This is a genomic window from Asaia platycodi JCM 25414 (assembly GCF_000614545.1).
In the GTDB taxonomy this organism is placed as follows: domain Bacteria; phylum Pseudomonadota; class Alphaproteobacteria; order Acetobacterales; family Acetobacteraceae; genus Asaia; species Asaia platycodi.
Genome location: NZ_BAKW01000004.1, coordinates 108529 through 132873, shown reverse-complemented (window position 1 = coordinate 132873; position 24345 = coordinate 108529). Strand labels below are relative to the sequence as shown.

17 protein-coding genes and 3 pseudogenes are annotated in these 24345 nt (G+C 60.2%); all 20 read left to right on the top strand.

Translation table 11 applies throughout. The annotated features are described in order from the left end of the window. The first annotated feature begins 112 nt into the window (after nucleotides 1-112). Nucleotides 113-3282: pseudogene (locus JCM25414_RS17320) on the top strand (efflux RND transporter permease subunit). Further along, nucleotides 3279-4559 carry an efflux RND transporter periplasmic adaptor subunit gene (locus JCM25414_RS05085; protein ID WP_025840933.1) on the top strand — a complete coding sequence of 427 codons (1281 nt, stop codon included), beginning with the start codon at nucleotides 3279-3281 and terminating at the stop codon, nucleotides 4557-4559. The pseudogene JCM25414_RS17320 and the gene JCM25414_RS05085 overlap by 4 nt, the downstream one beginning before the upstream one ends. Then, a complete protein-coding gene (locus JCM25414_RS05080) occupies nucleotides 4556-6178 on the top strand; it encodes an efflux transporter outer membrane subunit (protein WP_025840932.1) in 1623 nt (540 codons plus the stop codon). The genes JCM25414_RS05085 and JCM25414_RS05080 overlap by 4 nt, the downstream gene beginning before the upstream one ends. A gap of 103 nt (nucleotides 6179-6281) precedes the next feature. Continuing rightward, nucleotides 6282-6715, top strand: a pseudogene (gene rplK / locus JCM25414_RS05075) (50S ribosomal protein L11). Between the two features lie 4 nt (nucleotides 6716-6719). Continuing rightward, entirely contained in the window at nucleotides 6720-7412 is a 693-nt protein-coding gene (rplA, locus tag JCM25414_RS05070) for a 50S ribosomal protein L1 (RefSeq protein ID WP_025840930.1), read from the top strand. 295 nt (nucleotides 7413-7707) lie between these two features. Beyond that, nucleotides 7708-8226 carry a 50S ribosomal protein L10 gene (gene rplJ / locus JCM25414_RS05065; protein WP_025840929.1) on the top strand — a complete coding sequence of 173 codons (519 nt, stop codon included), beginning with the start codon at nucleotides 7708-7710 and terminating at the stop codon, nucleotides 8224-8226. Between the two features lie 78 nt (nucleotides 8227-8304). Beyond that, nucleotides 8305-8676: a 50S ribosomal protein L7/L12 gene (gene rplL, locus JCM25414_RS05060; protein WP_025840928.1), complete on the top strand. Its 372-nt coding sequence runs from the start codon at nucleotides 8305-8307 to the stop codon at nucleotides 8674-8676. 238 nt (nucleotides 8677-8914) lie between these two features. Then, the gene (gene rpoB, locus JCM25414_RS05055; protein ID WP_025840927.1) at nucleotides 8915-13090 is read left to right on the top strand and encodes a DNA-directed RNA polymerase subunit beta; all 4176 of its coding nucleotides are present in this window, start codon (nucleotides 8915-8917) and stop codon (nucleotides 13088-13090) included. Between the two features lie 88 nt (nucleotides 13091-13178). Then, on the top strand, nucleotides 13179-17429 hold the full coding sequence (gene rpoC / locus JCM25414_RS05050; RefSeq protein ID WP_025840926.1) for a DNA-directed RNA polymerase subunit beta': 4251 nt from the start codon (nucleotides 13179-13181) through the stop codon (nucleotides 17427-17429). 365 nt (nucleotides 17430-17794) lie between these two features. Further along, a complete protein-coding gene (gene rpsL, locus JCM25414_RS05045; RefSeq protein WP_023979007.1) occupies nucleotides 17795-18166 on the top strand; it encodes a 30S ribosomal protein S12 in 372 nt (123 codons plus the stop codon). A gap of 14 nt (nucleotides 18167-18180) precedes the next feature. Next, nucleotides 18181-18657, top strand: a complete 477-nt coding sequence (gene rpsG / locus JCM25414_RS05040; RefSeq protein WP_025822017.1) for a 30S ribosomal protein S7 — start codon at nucleotides 18181-18183, stop codon at nucleotides 18655-18657. Between the two features lie 105 nt (nucleotides 18658-18762). Continuing rightward, nucleotides 18763-19953 (top strand): elongation factor Tu, encoded by a 1191-nt coding sequence (gene tuf / locus JCM25414_RS05035; protein ID WP_025840925.1) that lies wholly within the window; start codon nucleotides 18763-18765, stop codon nucleotides 19951-19953. A gap of 123 nt (nucleotides 19954-20076) precedes the next feature. Then, complete coding sequence (gene rpsJ / locus JCM25414_RS05030; RefSeq protein WP_007282720.1) at nucleotides 20077-20385, top strand: 30S ribosomal protein S10; 309 nt, start codon at nucleotides 20077-20079, stop codon at nucleotides 20383-20385. A 10-nt stretch (nucleotides 20386-20395) separates the two neighbouring features. Next, nucleotides 20396-21079, top strand: a complete 684-nt coding sequence (gene rplC / locus JCM25414_RS05025; protein ID WP_025840924.1) for a 50S ribosomal protein L3 — start codon at nucleotides 20396-20398, stop codon at nucleotides 21077-21079. 12 nt (nucleotides 21080-21091) lie between these two features. After that, nucleotides 21092-21706: a 50S ribosomal protein L4 gene (gene rplD, locus JCM25414_RS05020; protein ID WP_025840923.1), complete on the top strand. Its 615-nt coding sequence runs from the start codon at nucleotides 21092-21094 to the stop codon at nucleotides 21704-21706. A gap of 41 nt (nucleotides 21707-21747) precedes the next feature. Further along, entirely contained in the window at nucleotides 21748-22044 is a 297-nt protein-coding gene (locus JCM25414_RS05015; RefSeq protein WP_188426281.1) for a 50S ribosomal protein L23, read from the top strand. Nucleotides 22045-22060: 16 nt separating this feature from the next. Further along, entirely contained in the window at nucleotides 22061-22891 is an 831-nt protein-coding gene (gene rplB / locus JCM25414_RS05010) for a 50S ribosomal protein L2 (protein WP_025840921.1), read from the top strand. Nucleotides 22892-22908: 17 nt separating this feature from the next. Then, complete coding sequence (rpsS, locus tag JCM25414_RS05005; protein ID WP_023979000.1) at nucleotides 22909-23187, top strand: 30S ribosomal protein S19; 279 nt, start codon at nucleotides 22909-22911, stop codon at nucleotides 23185-23187. 2 nt (nucleotides 23188-23189) lie between these two features. After that, nucleotides 23190-23620: pseudogene (gene rplV, locus JCM25414_RS17315) on the top strand (50S ribosomal protein L22). A 1-nt stretch (nucleotide 23621) separates the two neighbouring features. Further along, nucleotides 23622-24299: a 30S ribosomal protein S3 gene (gene rpsC / locus JCM25414_RS04995; RefSeq protein ID WP_025840919.1), complete on the top strand. Its 678-nt coding sequence runs from the start codon at nucleotides 23622-23624 to the stop codon at nucleotides 24297-24299. Nucleotides 24300-24345 lie beyond the last annotated feature (46 nt).

Here is a 24345-nt window from a genome sequence, read left to right as displayed (position 1 = left end):
GTAACAGGAAAAGGAATGTCCTTGATGATATCGGGAAACGGATGGGGATTCCCCATGCCGGTCTATGAGCGCAGACATCGGGCAGGTAGCGGCTACGCCACGGGACATCTGCATGAATCAGGTTGTCATCACCGCGCTGAAGCGGCCCTATACCTTCGTCGTCCTGTCCATTTTCATCGTGATTTTCGGCGTTCGCTCGGTCATCAAGACACCGACAGACGTTTTCCCGAACATCAACATCCCGGTTGTCGCGATTGTCTGGTCCTATCTCGGGCTCATGCCTGAGGACATGTCGGGGCGTGTCGTCTATTATTACGAACGCACCCTGACCACGACCGTCAATAATATCGAGCATATCGAGAGCGGCTCATATTACGGTCGCGGCATCGTCAAGGTCTATTTCCAGCCGGGCACCGATACATCTGTTGCCCAGACGCAGATCACCTCCGTTTCCCAGACCGTCATCAAGCAGCTCCCGACGGGGGCCACGCCACCGCTGATTCTCGCCTATAACGCGTCTTCCGTGCCGGTGCTGACGTTGCAGATCAATTCGGACAAGCTGAACGGGTCCGAGTTGTACAACATGGCCTCGAATCTGATCAGGCCGCAGCTGATTTCCGTGCCGGGCGTGTCGATCCCGAACCCTTACGGTGGTCTTGCGCCTTACATCACGGTCGATATCGACCCCGCCAAGCTGATGGCGCACAACCTTTCGGCGGTGGATGTCAGCACGGCGCTCAACAAGCAGAATATCGTATTGCCTGCGGGTGATCAGCGTGTCGGACCGTTCGATTACATGGTGCGCACCAACGCCCAGCCGCGTGAGGTCGAGACCTTCAACAACCTGCCGATCAAACAGGTGGGCAATGCCGTGGTCTATCTGCGCGACGTCGCCTATGTGCATCGCGGCGGACCGCCACAGGCCAATATGGTGCTGGTGAAGGGGCGTCAGGCCGTCATGATGGTCATCATGAAGAGCGGCGACGCCTCGACGCTCGACGTGGTGGCTGGCGTCAAGAAATTGCTGCCCCAGGTGATCGATACCCTGCCCAAGGGCACGAGCATCAAGATTCTGACCGATGCCTCGGGCTTCGTGAAGGACTCGGTCGAAGACGTCGTTCGCGAAATGATCATCGCGGCCCTCCTGACCTCTCTCGCCGTTCTGCTCTTCCTCGGGTCATGGCGTTCGACGCTGATTGTCGCGACCTCCATCCCGCTTGCCATTCTCTGCTCGGTCATCGGGCTGAGCCTTGCCGGGCAATCGATCAACGTCATGACGCTCGGCGGTCTTGCGCTCGCGGTCGGTATTCTCGTCGATGACGCGACCGTCATGATCGAAAATATCGATGCCCATCTCGAAATGGGCAAGGATCTGGAAATGGCCATTATCGATGCGGCCAACCAGATCGTCGTGCCCACTTTTGTCTCGACTACCTGTATCTGTATCGTCTGGCTTCCGCTCTTCGAGCTGACCGGCGTCGCGGGCTGGCTTTTCATGCCCATGGCCGAGGCCATCATTTTCGCCATGATCGCCTCGTTCATCCTGTCGCGTACGCTGGTGCCGACCATGGCCAACTGGATGCTCCCCGCCCAGGTGGCGGCGCATGAACGCGGCCATGATGGCAGGGAGCCCGGATTTTTCGGGCGCTTTCAACGTGGCTTCGAACGCGGGTTCACCCGCTTTCGCGAGCGCTACAAGATCGTGCTTGGCGGGTTGATTGAAGAGCGCGCGAAGTTTGTGCCTTTCTTCATGGCGATCTCGATTGCGTCGAGCGGGCTCTATTTCTTCGTGGGGCAGGATTTCTTCCCCGAAATCAAATCCGGGACGCTGCAACTCCATATGCGCGCACCCATCGGGACGCGGCTTGAGGAAGCGGGCAAGATTTCAGTGCTGATCGAAAAGAAGATGCATGAAATCCTGCCGGGCCAGATCGATGCGGTACTGAATAATTGTGGCTTGCCGTTTTCACAGCTCAATCAGGCTTTCATCCCGACACCGACGGTCGGCACGGAAGATTGCGATATCACGGTCTCGCTCAAGAACGATGAGAGCCCGACCGCGGAATATCGTCGCAAGATACGCGCTGGCCTGATCGAGGCTTTTCCCGGCACGCAGATCACTTTTCAGCCGGCTGATCTGACAGCGAAGATCCTGAATTTCGGTCTGCCTGCGCCGCTAGATGTTCAGGTTGTCGGCCGCGATCTCTACGGCAACTTTGCCTTTGCCAAGAAACTGCGCCGCAGGCTTGCCGCCATTCCGGGCATCACCGACGTGTCGATCCAGCAGCCAATGACCCAGCCGACGCTCAGCATCAATGCCAAGCGCAGCTTCGCCCTTGGCACCGGCATCACGGAGCAGGATATTGCGCAGAACGCGCTGGTCGCGCTGTCGGGCTCTGCCCAGGTGGGACAGGTCTATTATTTGAATGCCTCGGGTGTCGCGCAGCTTATCGATGTGCAGACGCCTGCCAATTATCTTCAGACGCTCAATGATCTGAAAACCTGCCGATCGATCGTGGTGACGGCAACCCGACCAATGCCCAGCCCCAGCTTCTTGGCGCGCTGTCCGATATCGAGCAGACGGGCACACCTGCCGAGGTCGCGCATTACAACATCATGCCGGTCTTCGATATCTATGCCTCCAACGAGGATCTCGATCTGGGTACGGTGGCGCGCTCGGTGCAGCGTGTGGCGGATTCGATGAAGTCTGAACTGCCGCGTGGCTCGCATCTCGTGGTGCGCGGTCAGGCGGTCACGATGAATGATGCCTATTCGCAGCTGATCGTCGGTCTCGCGATGTCGATCACGCTGGTCTATCTGATCATCGTCGTGAATTTTCAGTCCTGGCTCGATCCGTTCGTGATCATCACGGCACTTCCCGGTGCGCTGGGCGGTATCGCCTGGAGCCTTTTCCTGACCCATACCTCGCTGTCGGTACCTGCCCTGACGGGTGCCATCATGTGCATGGGTACGGCCACGGCCAACGCCATTCTGGTCGTGTCCTTTGCCCGTGAGCGGATGGAGGTTCATGGCGATGCGCTGAAGGCCGCGCTTGAAGCGGGCTATGAACGTATCCGCCCCGTGCTGATGACGGCACTCGCCATGATTATCGGCATGGTGCCGATGTCCATGAGCAATTCCGATAACGCCCCGATCGGCAAGGCCGTGATCGGCGGCCTGATTGTAGCGACCGCAGCGACGCTCCTGTTCGTCCCCTGTGTCTTTGCCATCGTCCATTACAGAAAGCCGCGCGAACGCGGAGATGAGGGAGCCCACGCATGACCCAGCACCAGAATCCCGGTGCCGAGCCGAACCGCAAGCGGGGCCGCCTTGTCATCCTCATCGTGCTGGGTATTGCCCTGCTGATCGCGGTCTGGGGAATTCTCGGGCGCTCGATGCATTACAGCAGCCTTGAAAAGGAGGCTGATGACAATGCACGGGCCCGCGTAAGCCTGATCCATCCGCAACCCGGCCCGGAAGTGCGCCATCTCGACCTGCCAGCCAATCTGGCCGCCTGGTATCAGGCGCCGATCTACGCTCAGGTCTCCGGCTATGTGAAAATGTGGTACAAGGATTACGGCGCCCATGTAAAATCGGGCGACCTCCTGGCCGAAATCAGCACGCCAAGCCTCGACGCGCAGTACGAAGCGGCCAAGGCGAACTACAATGTCGTGCTCGCCCGCTACAAGCTGGCCGTAATCACGGCGAAGCGCTGGGCCGATCTGCGCGACACACAGGCCGTGTCGCGACAGGAAGTCGATGTGCAGGCTGCCAATGCGGCCGCCCAGAAAGCCCAGGTCGATCAGGCGCAGCACGAAGTCGAGCGTTTCGAGGCGCTGGAGAACTTCAAGCGCATCGTCGCGCCTTTTGATGGCATCGTGACGTCGCGTCTCGTGAACGTGGGTGACTATGTGAATGCAGGTGGGGGCGATCTCAACTCGCGTGGCAATGCTTCCGAACTCTTTACGGTGGCCGATACACACCGCATGCGCGTGTTCGTGTCGGTGCCGCAGGATTATGCGGCTGTCATCTCCGACAAGCTGGCGGCAAACCTGACCCTGCCGCAGTTTCCGGGGCGTGTGTACAAGGCGAGCTTCCTGGCAACGGCTCAGGCATTCAGCCCGGCGACGCGCACGGTCACCACCGAACTCGAACTTGGCAATGAGGACGGTTCGCTCTGGCCGGATTCCTATGCCACTGCGCATTTCACTGCGCCGGGTGAGCCCGGTGTGCTGATTGTTCCTGTCAACGCGCTGATCTTCCGCGCGCAGGGTACCCAGCTTGCCACGGTGGTCGATAATCATGTCCATCTGATCGACGTGAAAACCGGCATCAATTACGGCATGACCATCCAGATTCTGGGCGGCATCGAGGCGAAGGACCAGATCGTGGCCAACCCGACCGCCGATATGCTCGAAGGCGATGAGGTCAAGGTAGTCGGCGCGACACGGGGCTATAATGATGTGACGGCAGCGCCGCGTAAAAACGTCGCGCCTGCGCCCAAACCCGTCGCTCCTGAAGACGATGATGGTGGCAACGAGAACGGGGCGCGCCGATGAGAGTGGGTTTGAAGCGCCGTGCCTTGCGCGGCGGCGTTGCCAGTGCGGTGCTCAGCCTGTCGCTTCTTTCAGGCTGCGATCTGGCGCCGAAATATGACGCTCCCAAGTTTATCTATCCCGATGGCTGGGGCGGCAAGGGTGTTCTGGTCGACGGCCGGCCTGCCGATGACGTGCCGAAGGGAAAATGGTGGGAGGTCTTTCACGATCCCCAGCTCAATGCTCTTGAAGAGAAGATGCTGGCCTCTAATCCCGATCTGCAGGCTCAGGCGGAAATCTTCACCCAGTCGAGAGACATTGCGCGCGAGACGCAGGCCCAGCTTTCGCCGCAGCTCAACGGCTCTGCCGGGATGTCGAACAACAAGACATCGCTGACGCGCCTGTGGCGTGGCGCCAATGCGAACTCTCCCACAACCGAATCCAGCGTCTTCTATAGCGGCGCTGCAACATGGGAGCCTGACTTCTTCAGCCGTATCCGCAACGCGACGCGTATGCAGAAGAACATGGCTCAGGCAAGTGCTGCTGACTACGCCAATCTGCGCCTGATGCTCGAGGCCGAACTGGCATCGAACTACCTCGGCCTGCGTGGGCTCGACGCGCAATACGCGGTTTATGACGATTCGATCCGCTACTATCAGACCGCGGTAAAGATTACCCGGCTGCGTCAGGCCGGGGCGATTGCCGCAGGGTTGGACGTCTCACGCGCTGAAAACCAGCTTTTTGCCACCATGGCGTCACAGAGTAATGTGCGCGCGCAGCGTCAGGTGATGGAGCACGCCATTGCAGTTATGGTGAATACCGTCCCGGGCAGCTTTCATATAGCGCCCTCGGTGGCCCAGACGCTGCCCTACTCCATTCTGCGCATTCCTGCAGGCTTCCCGTCGCAGCTGCTGGAGCGTCGCCCCGATATCGCTTCGGCTGAACGCAACCTTGCTGCAAATAGCCGCGCCATCGGCGTAGCACGGGCCGCCTTTTATCCTGATGTCACTTTCAGTCTGAATGGTGGCTTCATGAATAACGGCTTCGATCTGGCGAGCCTGAGCAACTCGATGTGGAGCTACGGTGTGCAGGCGGTCGAGCCGCTTTTCACCGGCGGTCTGCGCCGCGCTGCCCTTCAGCGCGCCTGGTCGCAATATCGGGAAAGCGCCGATCATTACCGCTCGACCGTGCTTTCGGCTTTTCAGGATGTCGAGGACGGCATTTCACAGACCCAGGCCTATGCCGACCAGCAGAAGCAGCAGATGGAAGCAGTCGACGCAGCCCTGCGCACGCAGCGCATGACCATGGCCCTTTATACCGGTGGCCTGACCAATTATCTCGACGTGGTCGTGGCGCAGCAGGCAGCGCTTGTGGCGCGCATCGACGCCGTGCAGGCACAGACCATCCAGGTTCAGGCCAGCGTGCGTCTGATCAAGGCTCTGGGCGGTGGCTGGGATCGTGTGGCTTTGCCCGCAGTCAAGGACATCAACCCCTTCGGCATCCTGCAATATGACGGGCTGCATCACCCGCGCCCGGCAGGCGATGTCGACACGCGCACAGGCCCGGCCGATCAGGATCTGAGCGGCGTGTCGCCCCCGAATTCCCCTATGAAAGACTTGACAGCCGCGTCTTCAGGGCGTTAAGGGGCCGCTCCAATTCGGAACGCGGGAGAGGGTACGTCAGCCGCAAGGCAGGCAGTCCCTCACTAGAACCGCGGTTCGGGCAAACCATCAAGGAGTCCCGGATATGGCCAAAAAAGTTGTTGGCTACATCAAGTTGCAGATCCCGGCAGGCAAGGCGAATCCGTCGCCGCCAGTCGGTCCGGCCCTGGGTCAGCGCGGCCTGAACATCATGCAGTTCTGCAAAGAGTTCAACGCCAAGACGCAGACTCTCGAGCCCGGCATGCCGATCCCGGTCGTTATCACGGCCTATGCGGATCGTACGTTCAGCTTCGTCACCAAGACCCCGCCGAACACCTACTTCCTGCTCAAGGCCGCCAAGGTCTCCAAGGCAGCCAGACCGTCGGCAAGGCTGCCGCAGTCGGTTCTGTAACGACTGCGCAGCTGCGCGAGATCGCTGCAGAGAAGTTCAAGGATATGAACGCGAATGACATCGACGGCGCAGTGCGCATGCTGGCCGGTTCGGCCAAGTCGATGGGTCTGAACGTGGTGGAGGGCTGATCCTATGGCCAAGAACAAGAGGCTGACCGCCGCCCGCGCTGCGGTCGACACCGACAAGCAGTATGACCTCGGCGCAGCCGTGGCTCTCGTGAAGGGCAATGCCAAGGCAAAGTTCGACGAGACCATCGAGATCTCGCTGAACCTCGGCATCGACCCGCGTCACGCCGACCAGATGGTCCGTGGTCTGATCTCGCTGCCGAACGGCACGGGCAAGACCCTGCGCGTTGGCGTGTTCGCACGTGGCCCGAAGGCTGAAGAAGCCAAGGCTGCCGGTGCGGAGGTCGTCGGTGCAGAAGATCTGGCCGAGAAGATCCAGAACGGTGAAATCGAGTTCGATCGCTGCATTGCGACCCCGGACATGATGGCACTGGTCGGTCGCCTGGGTAAGATCCTCGGCCCGCGTGGTCTGATGCCTAACCCGCGCCTCGGCACGGTGACCATGGACGTCAAGGGTGCTGTCACGGCAGCCAAGTCCGGTCAGGTTGAGTACCGCGCCGAGAAGGCCGGTATCATCCATGCTGGCGTTGGCAAGGCTTCGTTCGGCGAAGACAAGCTGGTCGAGAACATCAAGGCTCTGGTCGATGCCGTCCAGAAGGCTCGTCCGACCGGCGCCAAGGGCACCTATCTGAAGAAGGCAGCTCTGTCTTCCACGATGGGTCCGGGTGTGCGCGTCGACGTAACGACCTTCACGGCCTGATTTGAGAGATGACGCCGCACGGCCTGGCCGTGCGGTGGCGTAGGGGCGGGAAGTCATCTTCCCGCTTCCGAACCTGTCCGAGACCGGGCGTGCTGTTTTACGAAACAGTCTAAGGGATCTTGAGAGAGATCCGCGAGCGGGAGACGGGGCGTCAGCAGACAGGGCAGGGCAACCTGCCGGAGATGCTGGGTTCCGATTGAATGGACAGGCGAGCGGCGCTCTTCCGTTTCTGGGGGAGCGTCATGGGTAACCCGGTCTGGAAGCTCCGGTTTCCGGACTGACGAGGAGAATGGATTTGGACCGTCAGGAAAAACGGGCCTTCGTCGAATTCCTCGCCAACGTGTTCAACAGCACGTCCATGGTTGTCGTGACCGAAAACAAAGGTCTCACGGTAGCTGATGTGACGGAGCTGCGTCGACGCGTTCGTGCGGCGGGTGCGACGTATAAGGTTGCGAAAAACCGGCTGGCCAGCCTCGCTCTGCATGGGACCCAATTCGACGGCATCCTTCCGCTGCTGAAGGGCCCGACCGCGCTTGCGTGGTCTGAGGACCCCGTTGCAGTGGCGAAGGCGATCGTCGAGTTCGCCAAGACGAATGACAAGCTTGTGGTGCTCGGTGGCTCCCTTGGTAACCAGACGCTCGATGCGAATGGTATCAAGGCTCTTGCCGCCCTGCCGTCGCTGGACGAACTGCGTGCGCAGCTGGTGGGTATGATTTCTACCCCCGCTACGCGTATCGCAGGCGTTGTCCAGGCTCCGGCAGGCCAGCTTGCTCGCGTTTTCGGCGCCTATGCCAAGACCGGCGAAGCAGCCTGAATTGTCTTACGCAGCGTCGCCCCGCGCTCGGGGCGTGTGTTGTGAATCGAAAACCAGTTATACAAAAGGACCATTATCATGGCCGATCTGAACAAAATCGTTGACGAACTGTCCGCTCTGACCGTTCTCGAAGCCGCTGAACTGTCCAAGCTGCTCGAAGAGAAGTGGGGCGTTTCCGCTGCTGCTCCCGTCGCCGCTGCTGCACCGGCTGCTGCCGCTGCCGCCCCTGCTGAAGAGCAGACCGAGTTCACCGTGATCCTCGCCGAAGCTGGCGACAAGAAGATCAACGTGATCAAGGAAATCCGTGGCATCACGGGCCTGGGTCTGAAGGAAGCCAAGGACCTGGTCGAAGGCGCTCCGAAGACCGTCAAGGAAGGCGTGAACAAGGAAGAGGCAGCCAAGATCAAGAAGCTGCTCGAAGACAACGGCGCCAAGGTCGAAGTCAAGTAATCAAGCCCACAAACCGTGCTTCGCCTTCGGGTGGAGCCGGTTGTGGATTGAGACAGGTCAGGGCGGAAATCCTTTCGGGTTTCCGCCCGATTTGCCGTTGCGGACAAACCCTGTATAAGGGCCGGTTGTCGCACAAGTATGGCAGAAATTCATGGCGCCGGTCGTTCCGGTCGCCCGTCGTTCCGGAATTTCCGGGGCGCGGACGACCCGAAGGTCTGGTGCGAGAGGGCAGGGATAGATGAACGCAATCACCAAATCGTTCACAGGACGCAAGCGGATTCGCAAGAGCTTCGGGCGGATCCCCGAAGTGGCGCCGATGCCCAACCTGATTGACGTGCAGCGCGCAAGCTATGAGACGTTCCTTCAGATGAACGTGGCGCCTGACAGCCGTCAGCAGACGGGTCTTCAGGAAGTGTTCCGGTCGGTTTTTCCGATCAACGATTTTGCGGGACGTGGCCGTCTCGAGTTCGTTTCCTACGAACTCGAAGAGCCGAAATACGACGTTGAAGAGTGCATTCAGCGCGGTCTGACCTATGCAGCGCCGCTGAAGGTCATCCTGCGTCTGATCGTCTGGGATGTTGATGAAGATACCGGGTCGCGCTCGATCCGCGATATCAAGGAGCAGCCGGTCTATATGGGCGACATGCCGCTCATGACCGATAACGGCACCTTCATCATCAACGGTACCGAACGCGTCATCGTCAGCCAGATGCATCGCAGCCCCGGCGTTTTCTTTGATCACGACAAGGGCAAGACGCATTCTTCTGGCAAATATCTCTTCGCTGCCCGCGTCATCCCCTATCGTGGTTCCTGGCTCGATTTCGAGTTCGACGCCAAGGATCTGATTTATGTGCGTATCGACCGCAAGCGCAAGCTGCCGGTCACCACACTGCTTTATGCCCTTGAAGGCCAGCACTCTATCGCAGCCCGCGCCGCCAAGGTAGCCGAAGGTGGCGATCTCGAGTCCATGGCGATCCGTGGCATGGATCAGGATGAAATCCTTGCCTATTTCTACGGCACCGTGCCCTTCACGCGCATGCCGAAGGGATGGGCGCGTCCGTTTGACCCCGAAGCCTTCCGTGGCATGAAGCTGCTTGAGCCGCTTTATGATGCCGATACGGGTGAAGTGGTTGCCGAGGCCGATGCCAAGCTGACAGCCCGCATGGTGCGCAAGATTGCCGAGACGACCAAGGACGTGCTCGTCGGTCGTGCCGATCTACTGGGCCGTTTCATGGCGCAGGATCTGGTCAACGAAGAGACCGGCGAGATCTATGCCGAGGCTGGCGAAGAGCTGACCGAAGCCCGTCTGGAGGCCCTTGAGGAATCCGGCGTGACCGAGCTGCCGATGCTCGCCGTCGATTCTTCGCATGGTCCCTGGATCCGCAACACGCTCGCCGTCGACAAGAACAACCGTCGTGACGAAGCATTGATCGATATCTATCGCATCATGCGTCCCGGCGAGCCGCCGACCCCGGAAACGGCAGAAGCCATGTTCCAGGGCCTTTTCTTCGACGCAGACCGCTACGACCTCTCGGCCGTCGGTCGCGTCAAGATGAACATGCGTCTCGAAGTCGATGCGCCGGACACCATGCGCGTTCTGCGCAAGGAAGACATCCTGCGCGCCGTCAAGATCATGTGCGAGCTGAAAGACGGCCGCGGCCAGATCGACGACATCGACAATCTCGGTAACCGTCGCGTTCGCTCTGTTGGCGAGCTGATGGAAAACCAGTATCGCGTCGGCCTGCTTCGTATGGAGCGCGCTATTCGCGAGCGTATGGGTTCGGTCGATGTAGATACGGTCATGCCGCATGACCTGATCAACGCGAAGCCTGCCGCTGCCGCTGTGCGTGAGTTCTTCGGCTCCTCGCAGCTCAGCCAGTTTATGGATCAGACCAACCCGCTCTCCGAAGTGACGCATAAGCGTCGTCTTTCGGCGCTTGGCCCGGGCGGTCTGACCCGTGAGCGTGCAGGCTTCGAAGTGCGCGACGTTCACCCGACGCATTACGGCCGTATCTGCCCGATCGAGACGCCTGAAGGACCGAATATCGGTCTGATCAACTCGCTCTCGACCTATGCGAAGGTGAACAAGTACGGCTTCATCGAAACGCCGTATCGCCTCGTTCAGGACGGCGTGCTGCAGGCTGGCTGGAAATACCTCTCCGCTATGGAAGAGGACAAGCTGATCGTTGCGCAGGCCGATGCCGCGCAGGACAAGGAAACGGGTCGTCTGACCGACGAGCTGGTTTCTGTCCGTCGTTCGGGTGACTTCCGTCTTGTGCCGCCTGAGCAGGTCACGGCCTGCGACGTCTCGCCCAAGCAGCTGGTTTCTGTCGCTGCGGCGCTGATTCCGTTCCTTGAAAACGATGACGCCAACCGCGCTCTCATGGGATCGAACATGCAGCGTCAGGCCGTGCCGCTGGTGCGCGCCGATGCGCCGCTGGTCGGAACGGGCATGGAAGCCGCCGTGGCCCATGACTCGGGTGCGACCATCGTTGCCAAGCGTAATGGCGTGATCGATCAGATCGACGGTGCCCGTATCGTTGTGCGTGCGACCGACGAAGCCGGCTCGACCCAGGGCGTCGACATCTATCGTCTGCGCAAATACATGCGCTCGAACCAGTCCACCTGCATCAACCAGCGTCCGCTGGTGCGCGTGGGTGACACGGTTCATGCCGGTGACATCATCGCTGACGGTCCGTCCACCGAGCTGGGCGAACTGGCTCTTGGCCGTAACGTGCTCGTCGCGTTCATGCCCTGGAACGGTTACAACTTCGAAGATTCGATCCTTATCTCCGAGCGCATTGCCCGTGATGACGTCTTCACCTCGATTCATATCGAGGAATTCGAAGTCATGGCCCGCGACACCAAGCTGGGTCAGGAAGAAATCACCCGCGACATTCCGAATGTCGGTGAGGAAGCTCTGCGCAACCTCGACGAAGCCGGTATCGTGTATGTCGGTGCCGAGGTTAATCCGGGCGATATCCTGATCGGCAAGGTCACGCCTAAGGGCGAAAGCCCGATGACGCCGGAAGAGAAGCTTCTGCGCGCCATCTTCGGCGAAAAGGCGTCTGACGTTCGCGATACCTCGCTCAAGCTGCCTCCCGGCACGAGCGGCACGATCGTTGACGTGCGCGTCTTCTCCCGCCGTGGCGTCGACAAGGACGAGCGTGCCATGGCCATCGAGCGTTCGGAAATCGAGCGCCTGACCAAGGACCGTGACGACGAGCGCGCCATTCAGGAGCGCAGCTTCATTGCCCGTCTGCGCGAGCGTCTGCTCAATCAGACGGCAGCAGCTGGCTTCAAGGGTATCCGCGCCGGAACGGTCATCACCGATGAGGTGCTCGACGAGCAGCCGCGTGGCGCCTGGCGCAACATCACGGTCACCGATGACAGTGTGATGTCCGAGCTGGAAACGCTGCGTCGTGAATTCGATGCCGCCGTTGGCAAGATTCAGGCCCGCTTCGACAGCAAGGTCGAGAAGCTGCAGCGCGGTGACGAGCTGCCGCCGGGCGTGATGAAGATGGTCAAGGTCTTCGTTGCCGTGAAGCGCAAGCTTCAGCCGGGTGACAAGATGGCCGGTCGTCACGGAAACAAGGGCGTCGTCTCGCGCGTCGTGCCGGTCGAAGACATGCCGTTCCTTGAGGATGGCACGCCGGTCGATCTCGTGCTGAACCCGCTGGGCGTGCCGTCGCGCATGAATGTCGGTCAGATTCTCGAAACGCATCTGGGTTGGGCCTGTGCGAATATCGGTCAGAACATCGGCAAGATCGCCGATGACTACCAGCGCACCGGCGAGCGCAAGCTCGAACTGCTCGAGAGCCTGCGTGACGTCTATGGCGATGCCGTGTTCGAAAGCGATATTGCGACCCTGCCGAACGAGCAGCTGCTCGAGCTGACCGGTAATCTCCGCAAGGGCGTGCCGATCGCAACTCCGGTTTTCGACGGCGCGTCGATCCCCGATATCGAAGACATGCTGGTCAAGGCCGGTGTCGATAAATCGGGTCAGTCGCAGCTTATCGACGGCCGCACGGGTGAATCCTTCGAGCGTCGCACGACGGTTGGCTACATCTACATGCTGAAGCTGCATCACCTTGTCGATGACAAGATCCATGCACGCTCGATCGGTCCGTACTCGCTCGTCACGCAGCAGCCGCTGGGTGGTAAGGCGCAGTTCGGTGGTCAGCGCTTCGGTGAGATGGAAGTCTGGGCTCTTGAAGCTTACGGCGCTGCCTACACCCTGCAGGAAATGCTCACCGTCAAGTCCGACGACGTCTCCGGACGTACGAAGGTCTATGAGGCGATCGTTCGCGAGCAGGATGATTTCGAGGCCGGTATCCCCGAGAGCTTCAACGTTCTGATCAAGGAACTGAAGTCGCTCGGCCTGAATGTCGATCTGGAGCAGAGCGGGTCCTGATGCCTTCTGCCTCCGCATTCTCTCTGTTTGTTGCTAACGCGGGCGCGGCCGGTCTTCCGGCCCGCTCCGTGAAATGGGATTTCGGCGCATGAACGAACTCATGAAGATCCTTGGTCAGACGGGCCAGACTCAGTCCTTCGACCAGATCAAAATCCAGCTCGCTTCATCCGAGCAGATCCGTTCCTGGTCCTACGGCGAGATCAAGAAGCCCGAGACCATCAATTACCGTACGTTCAAGCCCGAGCGTGACGGCCTGTTCTGTGCGCGTATCTTTGGCCCGATCAAGGACTATGAGTGCCTGTGCGGTAAGTACAAGCGCATGAAGTTCCGCGGCATCGTCTGCGAGAAGTGCGGTGTCGAAGTCACGCTCGCCAAGGTGCGCCGTGAGCGTATGGGCCATATCGAACTGGCCTCGCCGGTTGCGCATATCTGGTTCCTGAAGTCGCTGCCGAGCCGCATCGCGACGATGATCGACATCACGCTGAAGGATCTTGAAAAGGTCCTGTATTTTGAGAGCTATATCGTTCTCGAATCCGGCACGAGCCCGTTCAAGCGTTACTCGCTCCTGTCGGAAGACCAGTATTTCGATGCCATGGACGACTACGCCGATGAAGGCCTGGAAGTCGGTATCGGTGCCGAAGCGGTCAAGAAGATCCTCTGGAAGGCCCGTCTGCTTTCCACCGAAGTTGATCGTCCCGGTCTGATCGACCGCGATGGTCGCGATCAGGACAAGTCTGACGGTGATCTGCTGCGCGAAGACCTGCGCGAAGCAACGTCGGAAGCCAAGCGCAAGAAGCTCGTCAAGCGCCTGAAGCTGTTCGAAGCCTTTGCCGAGAGCGGCTCGCGCCCGGAATGGATGATTCTGGACCTCGTGCCGGTCATCCCGCCCGAGCTGCGCCCACTCGTGCCGCTGGATGGTGGTCGTTTCGCGACGTCCGATCTGAACGATCTCTATCGTCGCGTGATCAACCGTAACAACCGTCTGAAGCGCCTGATCGAACTGCGCGCGCCGGACATCATCGTCCGTAACGAAAAGCGTATGCTTCAGGAAGCCGTCGATGCGTTGTTCGATAACGGACGTCGTGGTCGCGCCATCACGGGTGCCAACAAGCGTCCGCTGAAGTCGCTCTCCGACATGCTCAAGGGCAAGCAGGGCCGCTTCCGTCAGAACCTGCTCGGCAAGCGCGTCGACTATTCGGGCCGTTCGGTCATCGTGGTCGGCCCCGAGCTGAAGCTGCATCAGTGCGGCCTGCCAAAGAAGATGGCGCTCGAGCTGTTCAAGCCCTTCATCTACAGCAAGCTCGAGAAATACGGCCACGCCACCACCATCAAGGCCGCAAAGCGCATGGTGGAGAAGGAGCGCCCGGAAGTCTGGGATATCCTCGAAGAGGTTATCCGCGAGCATCCCGTGATGCTGAACCGCGCCCCGACCCTTCATCGTCTCGGCATCCAGGCTTTCGAGCCCGTGCTGATTGAGGGCAAGGCCATCCAGCTTCACCCGCTGGTCTGCACCGCATTCAACGCCGACTTCGACGGCGATCAGATGGCCGTTCACGTGCCGCTGTCGCTCGAAGCCCAGCTTGAAGCCCGCGTGCTGATGATGTCGACCAACAACATCCTCAGCCCCGCGAACGGCAAGCCGATCATCGTGCCGTCTCAGGATATCGTTCTTGGCCTGTATTACCTGAGCCTCGAAGTGCCTGAGTATCACACGACGCCAGACAAGGCTGAGTACGATGCGCAGGGCCTTGTCGTGAAGGCCGGTCCGTCTGCCTACGCCTCGGTTGCCGAAATCGAGCTGGCGATGAACGAAGGCACGCTCAAGCTGCACGACAAGATCCGTCTGCGCATGGAAACGCAGGATGCTGACGGCAAGTCCGTTCGTCAGACCCTGATCACCACGCCGGGCCGTGCGCTGATCGCGCAGATCCTGCCACGCAACGTCGCCATTCCGTTCTCGCTGGTCAACAAGCAGCTGACCAAGAAGAACGTGTCTGACGTCATCGACGCGGTGTATCGTCATTGCGGCCAGAAGGAAGCGGTGATCTTCTGCGACCGTCTGATGGGGCTCGGTTTCCGTCACGCTGCGCGTGCGGGCATCTCCTTCGGCAAGGATGACATGATCATCCCCGTCGAGAAGCAGGAGCTGGTCGAGCGTACCCAGGCAGAGATCAAGGAGTTCGAACAGCAGTATCAGGACGGTCTAATCACGGCTGGCGAACGCTATAACAAGGTGGTCGATGCCTGGTCGCGCTGCACGGATGAAGTCCAGGCCGCGATGATGAAGGAGATCTCCCGCCAGGTCATCGGCAAGCCGACGAACTCGGTCTGGATGATGAGCCACTCCGGTGCGCGTGGGTCGCCAGCGCAGATGAAGCAGCTTGCCGGTATGCGTGGCCTGATGGCCAAGCCGTCGGGTGAGATCATCGAGCAGCCGATCATCGCGAACTTCAAGGAAGGCCTTTCGGTTCTCGATTACTTCACCTCTACCCACGGCGCCCGTAAGGGTCTCGCGGATACGGCTCTGAAGACGGCCAACTCGGGTTACCTCACGCGTCGTCTCGTCGACGTGGCGCAGGATTGCATCATCGTTGAAAACGATTGCGGTACTGAGCGTGGTCTGACGATTCGTGCGGTCATGGATAGCGGTGAGGTCATCTCCTCGCTTTCCGAGCGTATCCTGGGTCGTACCCTGACGGCTGACGTAACCGATCCGGTGAGTGGTGCGGTTCTGTTCCCGCGCAACACGCTGATTGAGGAAGCCGAAGCCGAGATCATCGAAAAGGCGGGCGTCGAGAGCGTCCTGATCCGTTCGGTGCTGACCTGCGACAGCCGCGTCGGCGTGTGCGGGCACTGCTATGGTCGCGATCTTGCACGCGGTACGCCGGTCAATATCGGTGAGGCCGTGGGTGTTATTGCCGCGCAGTCCATCGGTGAACCCGGCACCCAGCTGACCATGCGTACCTTCCATATCGGCGGTGCGGCAACGCGTGGTGCCGAGCAGTCAATGGTGGAGGCATCACGTGACGGCAAGGTGACCATCCGCAACCGCAACGTGGTGCAGAACAGCCAGAACGTCACGATCGTGATGTCGCGTAACTGCGAGATCCTGCTGACTGACGAGAAGGGCGTCGAACGTGCCCGCTATCGCGTCCCTTATGGCGCGCGTCTGATGGTCGGTGACAATCAGGAAGTGACACGCGGCTTTAAGATGGCCGAGTGGGATCCTTACACCCTGCCGATCATCACGGAGCAGGCCGGTACGGTCGAGTATCTAGACCTGATCGACTCCATCACGCTGGTCGAGCGTATGGACGAAGTGACAGGTCTGACCTCGAAGGTGGTCGTTGACTACAAGCAGGGAAGCAAGGGGGTGGATCTGCGTCCGCGCCTGCAGCTCAAGGATCCGGCAGGTAACGTCGTCCACCTGGCGAATGGTAACGAAGCGCGCTACTTCCTCTCGCCCGATTCGCTGCTGTCGATCGAGAACGGTGCCACCGTCCATGCCGGTGACGTTCTGGCGCGTATTCCTCGTGAAGGCTCGAAGACCCGCGATATTACGGGTGGTCTGCCGCGCGTGGCCGAGCTGTTCGAAGCCCGTCGTCCGAAGGATCATGCGATCATCGCAGAGACCGAAGGCCGGATCGAGATCGGCAAGGACTACAAGTCCAAGCGCTGCATCATCGTGAAGAACGACGAGACTGGAGAAGAGACCAACTACCTCATCCCGAAGGGTAAGCACGTCTCGGTGCAGGAAGGTGACTTCGTGCAGAAGGGCGATCCGCTGGTCGATGGTCCCCGCGTGCCGCATGACATTCTGAAGGTTATGGGTGTCGAGGCTCTGTCCGACTATCTCGTCAACGAGATCCAGGACGTCTACCGACTGCAGGGCGTGAAGATCAATGACAAGCATATCGAAGTCATTGTTCGCCAGATGCTGCAGAAGGTAGAGATTCTCGAGCCGGGCGATACGACCTATCTTATTGGTGAGACAGTCGATCGCATCGAGTTCGAGGTCGAGAACGAGAAGCGCGTCAAGATGGGTGAAGAGCCCGCACGGGGCATGCCCGTCCTGCAGGGCATCACCAAGGCTTCGTTGCAGACGCAGTCCTTCATCTCTGCGGCCTCCTTCCAGGAGACGACACGCGTGCTTACCGAGGCGGCGACAGCCGGCAAGGTCGACACGCTGAATGGTCTCAAGGAGAACGTGATCGTCGGGCGTCTGATCCCGGCTGGTACGGGCAGCGTGATGAACAAGCTGCGCGCCATGGCAGCCTCTCAGGACCGTCAGCGCGTCAGCCGTGCAACGCCGGTTGTCACGGATGATGCAGCGGAGTGAAGCCCCCGCAGCATCAGGAAAAACTAGTTTACGTTTGAGAGCGGGCGGGGTAATACCCGCCCGATTTCGTATCCGGCGATTCGAAACGGGACTCGGATGAGAATCGGGCAGAACTCTAGAGAATGCTTGACTTTCGTTTGGAGCGGTCATAGGGTTCGCGCCCTCGGCTACCCCCGTCTCGTAAGGCGTCTGAGCCGTTGATAGACAGCATCAAACGCTAACGGTGCCGCCGCCTTCGGGTGAGGCTCAGGCCGGTAGTGAAAGAGTCAAAGCGGGCGACATTCTGTCGCGCGCTGCATTTTGTTGGAAGCGAGCAGATCGGGCCTTGGTCCGGTCTCGCAGTGAACAAGGATCGGGAAGGGCGTATGCCGACCATCAACCAGTTGATCGCCAAGGGCCGCGAGCCTGCCGCCAAGCGGAATAAAGTGCCGGCCCTCCAGGGTTGCCCCCAGAAGCGCGGCGTCTGCACGCGCGTCTATACGGTTACCCCGAAAAAGCCGAACTCGGCCCTGCGTAAGGTGGCTAAGGTGCGCCTGACCAACGGGTATGAGGTCGTGAGCTACATCCCCGGTGAAGGCCATAACCTGCAGGAACACAGCGTCGTGCTGATCCGCGGCGGCCGTGTAAAAGATTTGCCGGGTGTGCGTTATCACATCCTGCGCGGCGTGCTTGACACGCAGGGCATCGCCAAGCGTCGTCAGCGCCGTTCGCTGTACGGCGCGAAGCGTCCGAAGTAAGAGGAAATTCAGGCATGAGTCGCCGTCATCGCGCTGTTAAGCGTGAGATCCTTCCCGATCCGAAATTCGGAGATGTCGTCATCACGCGTTTTATGAACGCCCTGATGTACGACGGTAAAAAGTCCACAGCCGAAGGCATTGTCTACGGCGCGCTGGAATCCGTGCGCCGCCGTGGCGGTGCTACGGCTGACCCGGTCGCCATGTTCCATGCGGCGCTGGACAACGTGAAGCCGGCCGTAGAGGTTCGCTCCCGCCGCGTCGGCGGTGCGACCTATCAGGTCCCCGTCGAGGTTCGCACCGAGCGCCGTCAGGCCCTCGCCATTCGCTGGCTGATCGACGCCTCGCGCAAGCGCGGTGAAAACACGATGCAGGAACGCCTTTCCAACGAGCTGATGGACGCGATCAATAATCGCGGCTCCGCCGTCAAGAAGCGCGAAGACACGCATCGCATGGCTGAAGCCAACAAGGCATTCAGCCACTATCGTTGGTAAGCTTTAAAAGCTGACCTGTTTCCCCGGGTGCCTCTTTACGGAGCGCCCGGTACGAATTAGCAATCTTCCCCGCCGCTTATTCGGCGGTGGGTTATGGAGAGAATGATGGCTAAGGCTAAATTTGAGCGGACGAAGCCGCACTGCAACATCGGCACCATCGGTCACGTTGACCATGGCAAGACCTCACTGACGGCTGCAATCACGAAGACGCTCGCCAAGTCTGGCGGTGCGACCTACCGTGCGTATGACCAGATCGACGCGGCTCCTGAAGAGCGCGCTCGCGGCATCACGATCTCCACCGCTCACGTTGAGTACGAGACCAAGAACCGTCACTACGCCCACGTCGACTGCCCGGGCCATGCTGACTACGTCAAGAACATGATCACCGGTGCTGCTCAGATGGACGGCGCGATTCTGGTTGTTTCCGCCGCTGACGGCCCGATGCCGCAGACGCGTGAGCACATCCTGCTCGCTCGCCAGGTCGGTGTGCCGGCCCTGGTCGTGTTCCTGAACAAGGTTGACCAGGTTGACGACGCCGAGCTGCTCGAGCTCGTCGAAATGGAAGTTCGTGAGCTTCTGTCGTCCTACCAGTTCCCTGGCGACGATATCCCCATCGTCAAGGGTTCGGCTCTGGTGACGCTCGAAGACGGCGACGCCGCGATCGGTGAAGACCGCGTGCTCGAGCTGATGGAAGCTGTCGACACCTACATCCCGCAGCCGGAGCGTCCGGTTGACCGTCCGTTCCTGATGCCGATCGAAGACGTGTTCTCGATCTCGGGTCGTGGCACGGTTGTCACGGGTCGCGTTGAGCGCGGTATCGTGAACGTCGGTGACGAAGTTGAAATCGTCGGCCTGAAGGACACCATCAAGACGACCGTCACGGGCGTTGAGATGTTCCGCAAGCTGCTCGATCGCGGTGAAGCTGGTGACAACATCGGTGCGCTGGTTCGTGGCACGAAGCGTGAAGACGTCGAGCGTGGCCAGGTTCTCGCAAAGCCGGGTTCGATCACCCCGCACAGGAACTTCAAGGCTGAGGCTTATATCCTCACGAAGGAAGAAGGCGGACGTCACACTCCTTTCTTTACAAACTACCGTCCGCAGTTCTATTTCCGCACGACCGACGTCACGGGCGTCGTTCAGCTGCCGGAAGGCACGGAAATGGTCATGCCGGGTGACAACGTTGCCATGGACGTCGAGCTTATCGCTCCGATCGCCATGGACGAAGGTCTCCGCTTCGCTATCCGTGAAGGCGGCCGCACCGTCGGTGCAGGCGTGGTCTCCTCGATCAGCGCCTGATTTTAAGCACGGGCCCTGAATTGGCTGGCCCCGGTCGGAGCAATCCGGCCGGGGTCGGCTTTACCAGGGGCCAGGAGGGAGCAGGGTAAGACCCGAACCCCAACGAGTTGGATTATTGGTAAGATGGACAACCAGAACATCCGCATTCGCCTAAAGGCGTACGATCACCGCGTGCTCGACAACAGCACGAAGGAAATCGTAAACACGGCGAAGCGTACGGGTGCGCGGGTTCGGGGTCCTATCCCGCTACCGACGCATATCGAGCGGTTCACTGTGAACCGTTCCCCACATGTGGACAAGAAAAGCCGCGAGCAGTTCGAAATTCGGACTCATCGCCGCCTGCTCGACATCGTCGAGCCGACACCGCAGACCGTGGACGCCCTCATGAAGCTCGACCTCGCCGCTGGCGTTGATGTCGAGATCAAACTTTAAGGTCCAGACGATGCGTACCGGATTGATCGCAAAAAAGCTGGGTATGACCCGGCTATTCAAGGAAGATGGCACACATGTGCCGGTCACAGTGCTGCATCTCGACGAGGTCGAGGTTGTGGACGCCCGCACGCAGGAGCGTGATGGCTACACCGCAGTGCAGATCGGCATGAGCAAGGCGAAGGTGAAGAACGTCACCAAGCCGATGCGTGGCCATTATGCTCGCACCAAGGTGGAGCCGAAGAAGACTCTCGTCGAGTTTCGCGTGGCGGAAGATGCCGTGCTTGAGGCTGGCACGAAGCTCTCTGCGGCCCATTTCGTCGTTGGCCAGAAGATCGACGTCACCGGCACCAGCAAGGGCAAAGGCTTCGCCGGCGTCATGAAGCGCTGGAACTTCGCTGGTCTTGAAGCCTCCCACGGCGTGTCCATCAGCCATCGTTCGCATGGTTCGACGGGTCAGCGCCAGGATCCGGGCAAGGTCTTCAAGGGCAAGAAAATGGCCGGTCACATGGGTGACGAGCGTATCACGACGCTCAACCTCGAAGTGGCAGCCGTTGATGCCGAACGCAACCTGATCATGGTTCGTGGTTCGATTCCGGGTGCCAAGGATGGCCTGGTGATGATCCGCGATGCGATCAAGAAGGCCCGCCATGCAGATGCGCCGTACCCGGCAGCGACTGCAGCGGCCGCCGGTTAAGGACTGAGGGCGATGGAATACGATATCAAAACCCTCGATAATGGCAGCGCCGGTACGGTGTCCCTGCCTGAGGAACTGTTCGGCGCGACTCCGCGTGCGGACATCATGGCGCGCGTCGTCCACTGGCAGCTGGCCAAGCGCCGCGCCGGTACGCACCGCACCAAGGGCATGGGCGAAGTTTCTGGCACGACCAAGAAGCCGTTCCGCCAGAAAGGCACCGGCTCGGCACGTCAGGGCTCGCTGCGCGCTCCGCAGTTCCGTACCGGTGGCGTTGTTCATGGTCCGGTCGTTCGCGACCATGGCTATGACCTCCCCAAGAAGGTGCGTCGCCTTGGCCTGATTTCTGCGCTGTCGCAGAAGGCCGCTGCTGGCAAGCTGATCGTCATCGATCAGGCAGCCGGTGTGACCAAGACCCGTGAAGCCGCTGCAAAGCTGGCAGCACTCGGGTGGTCCTCCGCCCTGATCGTCGACGGCGCCGTTGATGTGGCTTTCGGTCGCGCTGTGCGCAACCTGCCCAAGATCGACGTGCTGCCCACGATCGGTGCCAATGTGTATGACATTCTGAACCACGACGTTCTCGTGCTGACGCGCGCTGGGCTCGAAGGTCTCAAGGAGCGCCTGGCATGACCACGAGCATCGTTCTTGCGCGCCGTAACAAGGCGCTGCGCATGACGCGTGAATCGATGTTCGACATCGTTCGCGCGCCGCTCATCACCGAAAAGGCGACGGCCCTTTCCGAGCGTAACCAGGTTGTTTTCCGCGTGGCCATGACGGCCGCCAAGCCGGAAATCAAGGTTGCGGTCGAGACGCTCTTCGGCGTCAAGGTCGTCTCCGTGAACACGCTGGTGCAGAAGGGCAAGACCAAGATGGTCAAGGGCCGTCCTGGTCGCCGTTCGGACATCAAGAAGGCGTATGTTCAGCTTGCGGAAGGTCAGTCCATTGACCTCACCGCGAAGCTGGGCTGACGCGGGATAGGATACCATGGCACTCAAGCACTTTAATCCCACGACGCCGAGCACACGTGGCACGGTTCTGATCGATCGCAGCGAGCTCTACAAGGGCAAGCCGGTCAAGCAGCTGACCGAAGGCAAGAACAAGACGGGCGGTCGTAACAATCACGGCCGTACCACGTCGCGTTTCCGTGGCGGCGGGCACAAGCAGTCCTATCGCTATGTCGACTTCAAGCGTCGCAAGTTCGACGTTGCCGGCATTGTCGAGCGTCTGGAATATGACCCGAACCGCACCGCCTTCATCGCGCTGATCAAGTACGAAGATGGCGAGCTGGCGTACATCCTGGCGCCGCAGCGCGTTAAGGTTGGCGATCAGGTTATCGCTGGCGAACGCACTGACGTTAAGCCTGGTAACGCTATGCCGCTGGGTTCGATGCCCGTCGGTACGATCGTGCACAATATCGAGCTGAAGCCCGGTGCTGGTGGCAAGATTGCCCGTTCGGCTGGCACCTATTGCCAGCTGGTCGGCAAGGATGCCGGCTACGCCCAGGTCAAGCTTCAGTCCGGTGAACTGCGTCTCGTGCGCGGTGAATGCATGGCAACTGTTGGCGCGGTGTCGAACCCCGACAACATGAACCAGCATCTCGGCAAGGCTGGTCGTAACCGTTGGCTCGGTCGCCGCCCGCATAACCGCGGCGTCGTCATGAACCCGGTCGACCATCCGCATGGTGGTGGTGAAGGTCGTACCTCCGGTGGCCGTCATCCGGTGACGCCGTGGGGCAAGCCGACCAAGGGCTACAAGACTCGTGTTAACAAGAAGACGGACAGCCTGATCATCCGTCGCCGCAAGACCGGCAAGTAAGAAGGGGGCAAACAGAGATGGCACGTTCCGTCTGGAAGGGCCCGTTCGTTGACGGGTACTTGTTCGGCAAGGCCGAAGCGTCACGCGCTTCGGGTCGTAATGAGGTGATCAAGATCTGGTCGCGTCGTTCCACCATCCTGCCGCAGTTCGTCGGACTCACGTTCGGCGTTTATAATGGCCATAAGTTCCTGCCGGTGCAGGTGACGGAAAACATGGTCGGGCACAAGTTCGGTGAGTTCTCGCCGACGCGCACGTTCCCGGGTCATGCTTCCGACAAGAAGTCGAAGCGGGGCTGATCATGAGCAAGCCGAAGCACATTCGCACACTGCTGATACGGAAGCGCAGGCAGTTGCCCGCAACATCCGCGTCAGCCCGCGCAAGCTGAACCTGGTTGCAGCGATGATTCGCAACCAGCCGGCAGACAAGGCAATCGCAGCGCTGACGTTCTCACGTCGCCGCATCGCTCAGGAGGTCCGCAAGGCCCTTGAGAGCGCTGTTGCTAACGCAGAGAACAATCATCAGCTCGATGTCGATCAGCTCGTGGTCAAGACCGCAGAAGTTGGCAAGTCGATCGTCATGAAGCGTTTCCACGCTCGTGGCCGTGGTCGTTCCTCGCGCATCGAGAAGTTCTTCAGCCATCTGAAGATCGTCGTTGCCGAGCGCGCTGCAGAAGAAGCGCCTGCGCCGAAGGGCAAGGGCAAAGACGCAGCAGAGCAGAAGGCAGCCTGATATGGGACACAAAGTCAATCCGATCGGGCTCCGGCTCGGCATTAACCGCACCTGGGATAGCCGCTGGTACGCTGGCACCGATTATTCCCGTCTGCTGCATGAAGACCTGAAGCTGCGCGCTTTCCTGCGTCGCAAGCTCTCGGGTGCAGGCGTTTCGCGCGTTGTGATCGAGCGCCCGGCCAAGAAGCCCCGCGTCACGATCTATGCGGCGCGTCCGGGTGTGGTCATCGGCAAAAAGGGCCAGGATATCGACAATCTGCGCAAGGAGCTGAGCCGTCTGGCCAAGACCGATGTTGCGCTGAACATTGTGGAAATCCGCAAGCCTGAAATCGATGCGACCCTGGTTGCCGAGAACATTGCACAGCAGCTGGAGCGCCGCGTGGCTTTCCGTCGTGCAATGAAGCGTTCGGTCCAGTCTGCCATGCGTCTTGGCGCGCAGGGTATCCGGATCAACTGCTCGGGCCGTCTCGGTGGTGCGGAAATCGCTCGCGTCGAGTGGTATCGCGAGGGTCGCGTGCCACTTCACACGTTGCGTGCCGACATCGATTACGGTATCGCCACTGCCAAGACGACCTATGGTACGTGCGGTGTCAAAGTCTGGATCTTCAAGGGTGAAATCCTTGCCCATGATCCGTTGGCTCAGGACCGTCGTGCAGCGGAACAAGCGCCGCAGCGCTGAGCAGTAGATTATGACAAGCGCCGCGAGGCGCATGAGGATACGACAC

Bases quoted from the DNA above. Each gene is read 5' to 3' on its own strand.
- tuf (WP_025840925.1), top strand. From the start codon at position 18,763: ATGGCTAAGGCTAAATTTGAGCGGACGAAGCCGCACTGCAACATCGGC.
- rpsS (WP_023979000.1), top strand. From the start codon at position 22,909: ATGGCACGTTCCGTCTGGAAGGGCCCGTTCGTTGACGGGTACTTGTTC.
- rpsC (WP_025840919.1), top strand. From the start codon at position 23,622: ATGGGACACAAAGTCAATCCGATCGGGCTCCGGCTCGGCATTAACCGC.
- JCM25414_RS05080 (WP_025840932.1), top strand. From the start codon at position 4,556: ATGAGAGTGGGTTTGAAGCGCCGTGCCTTGCGCGGCGGCGTTGCCAGT.
- JCM25414_RS05015 (WP_188426281.1), top strand. From the start codon at position 21,748: ATGACGCGTGAATCGATGTTCGACATCGTTCGCGCGCCGCTCATCACC.
- rplC (WP_025840924.1), top strand. From the start codon at position 20,396: ATGCGTACCGGATTGATCGCAAAAAAGCTGGGTATGACCCGGCTATTC.
- rplB (WP_025840921.1), top strand. From the start codon at position 22,061: ATGGCACTCAAGCACTTTAATCCCACGACGCCGAGCACACGTGGCACG.
- rplD (WP_025840923.1), top strand. From the start codon at position 21,092: ATGGAATACGATATCAAAACCCTCGATAATGGCAGCGCCGGTACGGTG.
- JCM25414_RS05085 (WP_025840933.1), top strand. From the start codon at position 3,279: ATGACCCAGCACCAGAATCCCGGTGCCGAGCCGAACCGCAAGCGGGGC.
- rpsL (WP_023979007.1), top strand. From the start codon at position 17,795: ATGCCGACCATCAACCAGTTGATCGCCAAGGGCCGCGAGCCTGCCGCC.
- rpoC (WP_025840926.1), top strand. From the start codon at position 13,179: ATGAACGAACTCATGAAGATCCTTGGTCAGACGGGCCAGACTCAGTCC.
- rpsJ (WP_007282720.1), top strand. From the start codon at position 20,077: ATGGACAACCAGAACATCCGCATTCGCCTAAAGGCGTACGATCACCGC.
- rplL (WP_025840928.1), top strand. From the start codon at position 8,305: ATGGCCGATCTGAACAAAATCGTTGACGAACTGTCCGCTCTGACCGTT.
- rpoB (WP_025840927.1), top strand. From the start codon at position 8,915: ATGAACGCAATCACCAAATCGTTCACAGGACGCAAGCGGATTCGCAAG.
- rpsG (WP_025822017.1), top strand. From the start codon at position 18,181: ATGAGTCGCCGTCATCGCGCTGTTAAGCGTGAGATCCTTCCCGATCCG.
- rplA (WP_025840930.1), top strand. From the start codon at position 6,720: ATGGCCAAGAACAAGAGGCTGACCGCCGCCCGCGCTGCGGTCGACACC.